This window comes from Enterobacteriaceae bacterium Kacie_13 (assembly GCA_013457415.1).
Lineage (GTDB): Bacteria > Pseudomonadota > Gammaproteobacteria > Enterobacterales > Enterobacteriaceae > Rahnella.
In genome coordinates this window covers 802285-815195 of the sequence record CP045665.1, presented here as the reverse complement: position 1 = coordinate 815195, position 12911 = coordinate 802285, and the positions used below count along the sequence as shown (strand labels likewise).

The following is a 12911-nucleotide window of genomic DNA, read 5'->3' as shown; positions in this document are numbered from 1 at the left end:
TAATCAGACTGCGGTCTGGAAAATCACACCGTCAGCTTTATCGGTATATTCACTCAGTTTGTCGAAGTTCAGATAGCGGTAAGTATCCACCGCAGTCTTATCGACTTCAGCCATATAGCCGAGATATTCTTCCGGGGTTGGCAAACGGCCAAGCAGGGAAGCAATCGCCGCCAGCTCCGCAGAGGCCAGATAGACGTTAGCGCCATTACCCAAACGGTTCGGGAAGTTACGGGTTGAAGTCGATACCACGGTAGAGCCGTCAGCCACACGCGCCTGGTTACCCATGCACAGTGAACAGCCCGGGATCTCAACGCGCGCACCGCTCTTACCGAAGACGCTGTAGTAGCCCTCTTCCGTAAGCTGCGCCGCATCCATTTTGGTCGGTGGCGCAACCCACAGACGGGTTGGCAACGCGCCTTTGTGGCTATCGAGCAGTTTGCCCGCCGCGCGGAAGTGACCGATGTTGGTCATGCACGAACCGATAAATACTTCATCGATTTTGCTGTTCTGAACGGAAGACAGCAGACGCGCATCGTCCGGATCGTTCGGCGCACAAAGGATCGGCTCTTTGATCTCAGCCAGATCGATTTCGATCACTGCTGCATACTCGGCGTCCGCATCAGCTTCCAGTAACGTTGGATTCGCCAGCCACTCTTCCATGCCTTTGATGCGGCGCTCGATGGTGCGACGATCGCCGTAACCTTCAGAGATCATCCACTTCAGCAGCACGATGTTAGAGCTCAGGTATTCTTTGATTGGCGCCTGATCCAGTTTGATTGTACAACCGGCCGCTGAACGTTCTGCGGATGCATCCGCCAGTTCAAATGCCTGTTCCACTTTCAGCTCGGGTAAGCCTTCGATTTCCAGAATACGGCCGGAGAAGAGGTTTTTCTTACCTTTCTTCTCAACGGTCAGATGACCTTCTTTGATAGCGTAATAAGGAATCGCATGCACCAGATCACGCAGGGTGATCCCCGGCTGCATTTTGCCTTTGAAACGCACCAGAACGGATTCTGGCATATCGAGAGGCATCACGCCGGTTGCTGCAGCAAACGCCACCAGACCAGAACCCGCTGGGAAGGAAATCCCGATTGGGAAACGGGTATGGGAGTCACCGCCGGTACCGACGGTATCAGGCAGCAGCATACGGTTCAGCCATGAATGGATGATACCGTCGCCAGGACGCAGCGAAACACCACCGCGGTTCATGATGAAATCTGGCAGCGTGTGGTGAGTGGTCACGTCAACCGGCTTTGGATACGCCGCTGTATGACAGAATGACTGCATCACCAGATCCGCAGAGAAACCCAGGCACGCCAGGTCTTTCAGCTCGTCACGGGTCATCGGACCGGTGGTGTCCTGAGAACCTACGGAGGTCATTTTTGGTTCGCAATATTCGTTCGGACGAATACCGGCAACGCCACAGGCGCGGCCAACCATTTTCTGTGCCAGCGAGAAGCCTTTATTGCTGGCAGCGACCGGTTTGGCAATGCGGAACACGTCGCTCTGAGGCAGCTTCAGTGATTCACGGGCTTTGGTGGTTAAACCACGGCCGATGATCAGCGGAATACGGCCACCGGCGCGGACTTCGTCCAGCAGCACGTCGGTTTTCAGTTCAAAGGTCGCAATCACAGCGCCGGTATCGTGGTTACGCACTTCGCCGAGGTACGGGAAGATGTCGATCACATCGCCCATATTCAGGTCAGACACGTCCACTTCGATCGGCAGCGCACCGGCATCTTCCATGGTGTTGAAGAAGATTGGCGCAATTTTTCCGCCCAGGACCACGCCGCCGCCGCGTTTGTTTGGCACGTGCGGAATATCGTCGCCCATGTACCACAATACGGAGTTGGTGGCTGATTTACGCGAAGATCCGGTACCGACTACGTCACCGACATAGGCCAGCGGGAAGCCTTTTTTGTTCAGTTCTTCGATCTGTTTAATCGGCCCGATAGTGCCCGGTGCGTCAGGTACAATGCCTTCGCGTTCGTTTTTCAGCATCGCCAGTGCGTGCAATGGAATATCTGGACGGGACCAGGCATCCGGTGCAGGTGACAGATCGTCAGTGTTGGTTTCGCCGGTGACTTTGAAAACGGTCACGGTGATTTTTTCTGCCAGTTTCGGACGTGACAGATACCATTCGGCATCAGCCCACGACTGAAGGATTTTTTTCGCGTGCTCGTTGCCTGCGTGCGCTTTCTCTTCGACATCATAGAAGTTATCGAACATCAGCAGCGTATGAGACAGCGCTTTCGCGGCGATTGGCGCCAGCGTTTCACTATCCAGCGCATCGATCAGCGGATGAATGTTGTAGCCGCCCTGCATGGTGCCCAGCAGTTCGACAGCTTTTTCAGGGGTGACCAACGGAGAGGTAGTTTCGCCTTTGGCGACGGCAGCCAGGAATCCGGCTTTAACATAGGCGGCTTCGTCGACGCCCGGTGGAACACGGTTAATCAGCAGGTCTAACAGAGTATCTTCTTCGCCTTGTGGCGGATTCTTCAGGGACTCAACCAACGCTGCCATCTGTGAAGCATCAAGTGGCTTAGGGACGATGCCCTCTGCAGCACGCTCGGCTACGTGCTTACGGTATTCTTCTAGCACGACTTTCTCCTCGCTCTCATTGTCATTTATTATGCCTGGCTTCCATCATCAGCATTGCGTCATGCCTGTAGGGACAGGGGAATTCAGGCTGGCTGATGAATCGGGGGACACTGCGGGTAAGCGTGTTTCTGCTCTGAAATATCACGTCCTGAACCTGAGCACAGTGCCCTTTAGCGCCGGGGCAGCATAGCAGGATTTTCAGGGGGTGTTAATCTGTTTACAAAAAAGCAACATTAAATTCTTGCTGAATCGTTAAGGACAAAATAATCCTTTCCGATATGACGTTCAGGCATCGGCTATCCGCCTGACAAGAAGGACAGATGCCAGCATGCCGGAAACAATTTTACTGTTTATAATTCATCAGCAAGCTTCTGCCCTTTCTGAGCGTATGAAGCCATGATCTGCCCCTCTAATGAGAAACGTACCCGACATGAAAACAAACAATAATCTCTCAGGCAACGGCAAGAAATCGCCACCGGGACAGAAACCTCTGGAGGCTATCACCCGCCTGGTTGACGTCTTATTACCCCACGCGACGCCGGTGTTCACAGACGACACGAATATCCCGATAACGATGAATGCCCAGGACGGAAAGCAGCAGATTATTTTGCTGCTTGAAGGGGATATTAAAGGCTATCGCTCTTCTGATAATCTGTTATATGGCATTGCTGCTGCGCCCGCCATGCTGGGACTAATGGCGTCGGAATACAGCCGTTCTTCATTTATTTTTAAAGCGAATAAGGACAGCAAAGTCTGCGTGCTGCGGCGCGAGACTGCAATAGACCTGATTGCCGAACACGCACTGGTGAGAGAACTTATCGCCTACATCACCAGCTTTACAGACTACCGCTGCTACCATTCCGACCTGATGATCAACCGCACCGCCTATGACATTATCTGCGGCCTGTTACTCGAAATGCAGCGCTTACCCGAAGACGTTCGCCGCAAAAACAGCGTGGCCAATTTCATTCTGGAGCGTTCGAATTTAGCGCGCAGTGGGGTAATGAAGATTCTGGCGGATTTGCGGGCTGGCGGTTACATCGATATTCAGAACGGAAAGTTGATTGCTATCTGTAAGCGCCTGCCAGACGAATACTGATTTTTGACATTTGCTCCGGGTTTTTGCGCATGGAATTCAGGCAAAAAAAAACGGCCCCGCAGGGCCGTCAACTTATCATCTGAAAGTTACTTCTTTTTCGCTTTCGGATTTGGCAGGTCGGTAATGCTGCCTTCGTAGATTTCTGCTGCCAGACCCACGGACTCATGCAGAGTCGGGTGAGCATGGATGGTCAGCGCGATATCTTCGGCATCACATCCCATTTCGATTGCCAGACCGATCTCGCCCAGCAGCTCGCCGCCGTTGGTACCGACAATCGCACCACCGATAACACGGTGAGTTTCTTTGTCGAAGATCAGTTTGGTCATGCCGTCAGCACAATCGGAAGCGATAGCACGGCCTGAAGCTGCCCACGGGAAGGTGGCCGTTTCATAGCTGATGCCTTTTTCTTTCGCTTCTTTCTCGGTCAGACCAACCCAGGCAACTTCTGGCTCAGTGTAGGCGATCGATGGAATGACTTTCGGATCGAAGTAATGTTTCTTGCCGGAGATAACTTCGGCAGCCACGTGACCTTCGTGAACACCTTTGTGTGCCAGCATTGGCTGGCCGACGATATCGCCGATAGCAAAGATGTGCGGCACGTTAGTACGCATTTGTTTGTCGACGTGGATGAAGCCACGATCGTCAACTTCTATGCCCGCTGCGCCCGCTTCCAGCAGTTTGCCATTTGGCACACGGCCAATCGCGACCAGCACGGCGTCATAACGCTGTGGTTCTGCAGGGGCTTTTTTACCTTCCATCGTGACATAGATGCCGTCTTCTTTGGCTTCTACCGCGGTCACTTTGGTTTCCAGCATCAGGTTGAACTGCTTGCTGATTTTCTTAGTGAAGACTTTCACTACGTCTTTATCAGCGGCCGGGATCACCTGATCAAACATTTCTACCACGTCTATCTGTGAACCCAGCGCGTGGTAAACGGTGCCCATTTCCAGACCGATGATGCCACCGCCCATAACGAGCAGACGCTCAGGGACGGTTTTCAGTTCCAGTGCATCGGTGGAATCCCACACACGTGGATCATCATGAGGAATGAATGGCAGTTTGATTGGGCGGGAACCCGCCGCAATGATCGCATTGTCGAAAGTGATGGTGGTTGGACCATTTTCGCCTTCAACAACCAAAGTATTCGCGCCAGTAAATTTGCCCAAGCCGTTCACGACTTTGACTTTACGGCCTTTTGCCATGCCTGCCAGACCACCGGTCAGCTGGTTGATGACTTTTTCTTTCCAGACGCGCACTTTGTCGATATCCGTTTTCGGCTCACCGAAAACGATGCCGTGCTCGGCCAGTGCTTTTGCTTCAGAGATCACTTTCGCGACGTGCAGCAGAGCTTTAGAAGGGATACAGCCTACGTTCAGGCACACGCCGCCGAGAGTGGCATAACGCTCAACCAGAACAGTTTCAAGACCTAAATCAGCGCAACGGAAAGCAGCAGAGTAACCTGCAGGGCCCGCCCCAAGTACGACGACCTGAGTTTTAATTTCAGTACTCATCATGACCTCTTAATTTATGTCCGGCGGGTCTGACGTCATTTTTATGTCGCAACGCCCATCATCCACCGGGTCGTTCTATCCGCCCGCAGTTTACAAAATTGTTAACAAATTTGAAACAACAAACGGCATACGATTCGTGTTTAGCGCAGGATAATCCCAAACAACATGATGAGATTATCAGAAAAAAGCCGGCCGTTTGGCCGGCTTTTCACTTACATCACCAGACGGCGAATGTCTGACAGTACGTTGTTGATGATGGTGATAAAGCGCGCACCATCGGCACCGTCAATCACACGGTGGTCGAAGGAGAGCGACATTGGCATCATCAGACGCGGTACGAACTCTTTACCGTTCCAGACAGGTTCCATCGCGGACTTGGAAACACCGAGGATCGCCACTTCCGGCGCATTGACGATTGGCGCGAAGTGGGTCGTCCCGATACCGCCCAGGCTGGAGATAGTGAAGCAACCGCCCTGCATTTCGCCGGCCGTCAGCTTACCGTCACGGGCTTTCTTAGAGATAGCCATCAGCTCACGAGACAGCTCAGCGATGCCTTTCTTGTTCACGTCTTTGAAGACCGGAACAACCAGACCGTTTGGCGTGTCTACCGCAACACCGACGTTGATGTATTTTTTCAGCGTCAGTTTCTGACCATCTTCAGACAGTGAACTGTTGAAGCGAGGCATCTGCTCAAGTGCTGCGGCAACGGCTTTCATGATGAAGACCACTGGCGTGAATTTCACGTCCAGTTTACGTTTCGCGGCTTCATCGTTCTGCTGTTTACGGAACGCTTCCAGCTCAGTGATATCCGTTTTGTCGAAGTGCGTAACGTGCGGGATCATCACCCAGTTACGGCTCAGGTTCGCACCGGAGATTTTCTGGATACGGCCCAGTTCGACTTCTTCGATTTCACCAAACTTGCTGAAGTCGACTTTCGGCCACGGCAGCATGCCTGGCAGACCGCCACCCGTCGCTGCTGCCGGCGCGGCTTCAGCACGTTTGACCGCGTCTTTCACGTAAGTCTGCACATCTTCACGCAGGATGCGACCTTTGCGGCCTGTCCCTTTGACTTTCGCCAGGTTAACGCCGAATTCACGAGCCAGACGACGGATAACCGGCGTGGCGTGAACGTAAGCGTCGTTCTCAGCGAAGTCGCCTTTGCTGGCTGCCGGAGCAGCAGCCGGTGCGGCGGCTTTCTGTTCTTGTTTCGCAGGGGCAGCAGCTTCTTCTTTCTTCGCCACCGGAGCAGCAGGCGCAGCGCCTTCAACTTCGAAGACCATGATTAGAGAGCCAGTGCTGACTTTGTCGCCCGCAGCGATTTTGATTTCTTTCACGATACCGGCGAACGGCGCAGGGACTTCCATGGAGGCTTTGTCGCCTTCTACGGTGATAATCGACTGTTCAGCCGTTACTTTGTCGCCTACTTTAACCATGATTTCAGTGACTTCGACTTCGTCGCCACCGATATCAGGCACGTTCACTTCTTTGCTGCCGGAGGCCGCCGGAGCAGCCGGAGCCGCTTCTGATTTGGCTTCTTCTTTAGCAGGTGCAGCTGAGCCGGAACCCGCTACTTCGAAGACCATGATAAGAGATCCGGTGCTGACTTTGTCGCCCGCAGCGATTTTGATTTCTTTTACGGTACCCGCGAACGGTGCAGGGACTTCCATAGAGGCTTTGTCGCCTTCTACGGTGATCAGCGATTGCTCAGCTTCAACTTTGTCGCCCACTTTGACCATGATCTCGGTGACTTCAACTTCGTCGCCGCCGATATCCGGCACGTTCACTTCTTTGCTTTCGTTGGAAGCGGGCGCGGCAGCGGCAGCAGGTTTCTCTTCTGCTTTCGCTTCCTGTTTTGCAGGTGAAGCATCAGCAGCACCGTTAGCAGCTTCAAAGATCATAATCAGTTTGCCAGTTTCGACGGTATCGCCGACCGCAACTTTGATCTCTTTTACAACGCCAGCCTGTGGAGAAGGCACTTCCATAGACGCTTTGTCGCCTTCAACGGTGATAAGCGATTGTTCAACTTCAACCTTATCGCCCACCTTCACCATAATTTCGGTGACTTCCACTGCATCTGCACCGATGTCCGGTACGTTAATTTCAATAGCCATCTGTCTTTACCTCTTATGCCAGACGCGGGTTAACTTTGTCAGCATCGATGCCGAACTTGGTAATGGCGTCAGCCACTACTTTCACATCGATCTCGCCACGTTTGGCCAGTTCGCCCAGCGCAGCAACCACAACGTAAGACGCATCAATTTCGAAGTGGTGACGCAGGTTTTCGCGGCTGTCAGAACGACCGAAGCCGTCGGTGCCCAGTACGCGGAAATCGCTGGCAGGAACGAAGTTACGGATCTGCTCTGCGAACAGCTTCATGTAGTCGGTTGAAGCAACAACCGGTGCATCGTTCATTACCTGAGCCACATAAGGTACGCGTGGGGTTTCAGTCGGGTGCAGCATGTTCCAGCGCTCGCAGTCCTGACCGTCACGGGCCAGTTCGGTGAACGAGGTCACGCTGTACACGTCAGAACCGACGCCGTAGTCTTTCGCCAGGATCTGAGCCGCTTCACGTACGTGACGCAGGATAGAACCGGAGCTCATCAGCTGCACTTTACCTTTGCTACCTTCCACGGTTTCTAACTTGTAGATACCTTTACGGATGCCTTCTTCCGCGCCTTCTGGCATGGCTGGCATGTGGTAGTTTTCGTTCAGTGTAGTGATGTAGTAATAGATGTTTTCTTGTGCTTCACCGTACATACGTACCAGACCGTCATGCATGATGACTGCCACTTCGTAGGCATACGCCGGATCGTAAGAAATACAGTTCGGGATAGTCAGAGACTGAATGTGGCTGTGACCATCTTCGTGCTGCAAACCTTCGCCGTTCAATGTTGTACGACCTGAAGTACCACCGACCAGGAAGCCACGCGCCTGTTGGTCACCCGCTGCCCAGCACAGGTCACCGATACGCTGGAAACCGAACATGGAGTAGTAGATGTAGAACGGGATCATTGGCAGATCGTTGGTGCTGTAAGACGTCGCTGCGGCAAGCCATGAAGAGGCGGCGCCCAGTTCGTTGATGCCTTCCTGCAGGATCTGACCTTTCTCGTCTTCTTTATAGTAAGCAACCTGCTCACGGTCCTGCGGGGTGTACTGCTGGCCGTTCGGGCTGTAAATACCAATCTGACGGAACAGGCCTTCCATACCGAAAGTACGCGCTTCATCGGCGATGATCGGCACCAGACGGTCTTTGATGGAATCGTTCTTCAGCATCACGTTCAGGGCACGGACGAAGGCGATTGTGGTAGAAATCTCTTTCTTCTGCTCTTCCAGCAGCTGTGAGAAGTCTTCCAGTTTCGGCATTTCCAGCTTCTGAGTGAAGTTTGGCAGACGAGTCGGCAGGTAGCCTTTCAGCGCAGCACGACGCTCATGCAGGTATTTGTATTCTGCAGAGTCTTTTTCCAATGTGATGTACGGCAGTTTTTCCAGATTTTCATCGGTTACTGGCACGCTGAAACGATCACGGATATAGCGCACGCCATCCATGTTCATTTTCTTCACCTGGTGAGCAATGTTCTTACCTTCGGCCGCTTCGCCCATGCCATAACCTTTGATGGTATGCGCAAGGATAACGGTCGGCTGACCTTTGGTGTTCTGTGCTTTGTTCAGTGCAGCGAAGACTTTCTTCGGATCGTGGCCACCACGGTTCAGTGCCCAGATTTCGTCGTCGGTCATATCTTTAACCAGTGCAGCGGTTTCCGGATAACGGCCGAAGAAGTGCTCACGAACGTATTTACCGTCGCGGGACTTGAAGGTCTGGTAGTCGCCGTCAACGGTTTCGTTCATCAGCTGGATCAGTTTGCCGCTGGTATCTTTACGCAGCAGTTCGTCCCAACGGTTGCCCCAAATCACTTTGATCACGTTCCAGCCGGCGCCTGCAAAGATGCCTTCCAGTTCGTTGATGATTTTACCGTTACCGGTTACCGGGCCATCAAGACGCTGTAAGTTACAGTTGATGATGAAGCACAGGTTGTCCAGTTTCTCACGGGTGGCGATAGTGATCGCACCTTTGGATTCTGGTTCGTCCATTTCACCGTCGCCCAGGAACGCATAAACGCGCTGCTCTGAGGTGTCTTTCAGACCACGGTGATCAAGGTATTTCAGGAACTTAGCCTGATAGATAGCACCGATTGGACCCAGACCCATTGAGACGGTTGGGAACTGCCAGAATTCAGGCATCAGTTTAGGGTGCGGATAAGATGACAGACCTTTACCGTGAACTTCCTGACGGAAATTGTTCATCTGGTCTTCGGTCAGGCGGCCTTCAAGGAAAGCACGCGCGTACACGCCCGGAGAGATGTGGCCCTGGAAGTACACCAGATCGCCGCCGTCTTTCTCGTTGCGAGCACGGAAGAAGTGGTTGAAGCACACTTCGTAAACCGCTGCGGAAGACTGGAAGGATGACATATGGCCGCCCAGATCCAGATCTTTCTTCGACGCACGCAGAACGGTCATGATCGCATTCCAGCGGATTGCGGTACGAATGTTGCGTTCCAGCTCCAGGTTACCCGGATACTCAGGTTCGTCTTCAACAGCGATGGTGTTGACATAATTACGGCTGGCTGCGCCAGCTGCGACGCTCACGCCGCCTTTACGTGCTTCACTCAGAACCTGATCAATCAGGAACTGCGCACGCTCAACACCCTCTTCACGGATGACCGATTCGATCGCTTGTAGCCAGTCGCGAGTTTCGATCGGATCCACGTCATTATTTACACGTTCTGACATGGTGCTTTTCCTTATCTGTATCTAATACGTTGGTTTATCTGGAGCCTGTCTTCCTGCGCTCTTTTACAAAGCTCTTCGTAATCAATAAAACGCACGAAGACAGGCCCGTCATGTAGTTGCCGTGAGCCCTCAAGTGAAGGCTCTAAAAATTAATCCCGAAGGTTAACTTTCATCTTTCCGTTGCTGGAGCCGTCGTAGTGACCGATCCCGCCGGGTGTGTTCCCTGCTGAGATCCAGCAAAACTTCCTCAATGAACGCCAGGTGACGGTGAGATGCAGCACGCGCCATTTCTGGTTCACGTGCAACAATCGCCTCGAAAATACTGGCGCGGTGGTTGCTTACCGTCGCCAGCATTTCCCGGCGTGAGTAGAGCAATTCAAAGTTCTGTCGTACGTTCTTCTCAAGCATCGGTCCCATACAGCGAACCAGATGCAGCAGCACCACATTATGGGCTGCTTCTGTTACAGCGACCTGATACTGCATAACCGCATCGGCTTCTGCGTCCAGATCCCCGCTGTCTTGTGCGGTCTGAATGCCCACGTGACAATCGCGAATGCGCGCTAAATCTTCCTCTGTGCCTCTGAGCGCAGCGTAATAGGCAGCAATCCCTTCAAGGGCATGGCGTGTTTCAAGGAGGTCGAATTGTGATTCAGGATGGTCAGCCAGTAACTCGGCCAGCGGATCGCTCACGCTTTGCCACAAATTACTTTGCACGAAAGTGCCACCACCCTGACGGCGCAGGAGCAGTCCCTTCCCTTCCAGGCTTTGGATCGCCTCTCTGAGAGAAGGTCGTGAAACATCAAACTGTTTGGCCAGTTCACGTTCTGGCGGAAGCTTTTCCCCGGGTCTCAAAGTGCCTTCGAGGATCAGGAACTCAAGTTGCTGCTCGATCACATCGGATAACTTAGGCTGGCGGATTTTGCTGTAAGCCATATCTGTGCTGTTCTCTGCGAGTAGCGACTCTGTAAGTTGCCGGAGTCAATTGGTAATACCAATTTAAAAAACGTGGCCGTAAAGTAACAAAGTATTCACCTTGTGTCCATATGGCTACCCAGTAAATGCGTCGACCTCGCACAATTTAACAACTTTTTATCATTCTTCATTTTTTCCACGCTTTAGATCACATTTTTACGATCCTGAGCAAATTTACCGTTAATTCGGTTATTTGTTATGCAGATGATGCATAAATCAGGTGCAAACTTTTTCGCATAACACTATTCTTGCCCGAACGGTAGATGATGCTGCTTTTTAGGCACAATCCAGCCGTAAATAATTAAATACAAAAAGTGTAATTATCGCCTTACATTCTTTCTAACACGCAGAATGCTATGGGTTTTGCCCCAATGACAGAGGACAGGTAAATGGTTGATCAACAACATGGCGATGAGCTGAAGCGCGGCCTAAAAAACCGCCACATTCAGTTGATCGCGTTAGGTGGGGCAGTCGGAACGGGCCTGTTTCTGGGCAGCGCCTCCGTTATTCAGTCTGCGGGGCCGGGGATTATTCTTGGCTACGCTATTGCCGGGTTTATCGCATTCCTGATTATGCGCCAGCTCGGTGAAATGGTTGTTGCAGAGCCGGTCGCCGGTTCTTTCAGTCATTTCGCCTATAAATACTGGGGTGGTTTTGCTGGTTTTGCTTCTGGCTGGAACTACTGGGTGCTGTACGTGCTGGTAGCGATGGCAGAACTGACCGCCGTCGGTAAATATATTCAATTCTGGTATCCGGAGATCCCAACCTGGGCTTCTGCGGCGGTTTTCTTCGTGCTCATCAACGCCATCAATCTGACCAACGTTAAAGTCTTTGGTGAGATGGAGTTCTGGTTTGCAATCATCAAAGTCGTCGCGGTAGTGGCCATGATCCTGTTCGGCGGCTGGTTGCTGTTCAGTGATACTGCCGGTCCGCAGGCGACAGTACGTAACCTCTGGGAGCAAGGTGGATTCCTGCCACACGGCATGACCGGGCTGGTGATGATGATGGCTATCATCATGTTCTCATTCGGTGGTCTTGAGCTGGTGGGTATCACCGCTGCAGAAGCTGATAATCCGGAGATCAGTATTCCTAAAGCCACCAATCAGGTTATCTACCGTATCCTGATTTTCTATGTGGGCTCACTGGCTGTCTTGCTTTCCCTGATGCCGTGGACACGCGTAGGGCCAGACACCAGCCCGTTCGTTCTCATCTTCCATGATCTGGGTGATGCGCTGGTCGCAAATGCTCTTAACGTGGTGATCCTGACTGCCGCACTGTCGGTCTATAACAGTTGTGTGTACTGTAACAGCCGTATGCTGTTTGGTCTGGCTCAGCAAGGCAATGCACCAAAAGCTCTGCTGAACGTCGACAAACGTGGCGTGCCGGTCGCCTCTATCATGGTCTCTGCGGCGACTACTGCGCTCTGTGTACTGATTAACTATCTGATGCCGGGCGAAGCCTTTGGTCTGCTGATGGCGCTGGTGGTTTCTGCACTGGTCATCAACTGGGCAATGATAAGCCTCGCGCACATTAAGTTCCGCCAGGCGATGCGCCGCGAAGGTATCGAAACCAAGTTCAAGGCGCTGCTGTACCCGGTGGGTAACTATATCTGCCTGCTGTTCATGGCAGCGATCTTGGTGATTATGGCAATCACGCCTGGCATGGCCATTTCCGTTTGGCTGATCCCGGTCTGGCTGGTGATTCTGGGCCTGGGTTACTGGGTCAAAAATCAGCAAAGCGGAAAGTCCGTTAAAGCCTAAATTAAGTCAGAGTTGTTAAAGGCTTAAAATCTTAAGCGCCCCGGTCGGTTTTCCTCGCCGGGGCGCTTTGTTATCTGGGTCACACTTTGCCCAGCATGACTAAAATGTCCATCTTCACGACTCTTACCTCCTGACTCCTCTGCCCCTCCCGCGCCAATACTCTTGGCTAACAAACAGTTT

Annotated in this window: 7 protein-coding genes; 2 read left to right on the top strand and 5 right to left on the bottom strand. The window is 52.5% G+C overall.

Going from position 1 to position 12911, the window contains the following annotated elements:
- Positions 1 to 3 precede the first annotated feature (3 nt).
- The gene (gene acnB / locus GE278_03675) at positions 4 to 2601 is read right to left on the bottom strand and encodes a bifunctional aconitate hydratase 2/2-methylisocitrate dehydratase (protein QLK59943.1); all 2598 of its coding nucleotides are present in this window, start codon (positions 2599 to 2601) and stop codon (positions 4 to 6) included.
- Positions 2602 to 3013: 412 nt separating this feature from the next.
- On the opposite strand from acnB, the gene GE278_03670 reads away from it, so the two are divergent.
- A complete protein-coding gene (locus GE278_03670) occupies positions 3014 to 3700 on the top strand; it encodes a hypothetical protein (GenBank protein ID QLK59942.1) in 687 nt (228 codons plus the stop codon).
- A gap of 86 nt (positions 3701 to 3786) precedes the next feature.
- On the opposite strand, the gene lpdA is transcribed toward GE278_03670, so the two are convergent.
- From lpdA to pdhR, 4 genes are all read right to left on the bottom strand, one after another.
- The gene (gene lpdA / locus GE278_03665; GenBank protein ID QLK59941.1) at positions 3787 to 5214 is read right to left on the bottom strand and encodes a dihydrolipoyl dehydrogenase; all 1428 of its coding nucleotides are present in this window, start codon (positions 5212 to 5214) and stop codon (positions 3787 to 3789) included.
- Positions 5215 to 5423: 209 nt separating this feature from the next.
- Complete coding sequence (gene aceF / locus GE278_03660) at positions 5424 to 7322, bottom strand: pyruvate dehydrogenase complex dihydrolipoyllysine-residue acetyltransferase (protein QLK59940.1); 1899 nt, start codon at positions 7320 to 7322, stop codon at positions 5424 to 5426.
- 13 nt (positions 7323 to 7335) lie between these two features.
- Entirely contained in the window at positions 7336 to 9999 is a 2664-nt protein-coding gene (gene aceE / locus GE278_03655; protein QLK59939.1) for a pyruvate dehydrogenase (acetyl-transferring), homodimeric type, read from the bottom strand.
- Positions 10000 to 10161: 162 nt separating this feature from the next.
- The gene (gene pdhR / locus GE278_03650) at positions 10162 to 10932 is read right to left on the bottom strand and encodes a pyruvate dehydrogenase complex transcriptional repressor PdhR (GenBank protein ID QLK59938.1); all 771 of its coding nucleotides are present in this window, start codon (positions 10930 to 10932) and stop codon (positions 10162 to 10164) included.
- Positions 10933 to 11360: 428 nt separating this feature from the next.
- Here pdhR and aroP point away from each other — a divergent pair, with 428 nt between their 5' ends.
- Positions 11361 to 12731: an aromatic amino acid transporter AroP gene (gene aroP / locus GE278_03645; protein ID QLK59937.1), complete on the top strand. Its 1371-nt coding sequence runs from the start codon at positions 11361 to 11363 to the stop codon at positions 12729 to 12731.
- The last annotated feature ends 180 nt before the right edge of the window (positions 12732 to 12911 follow it).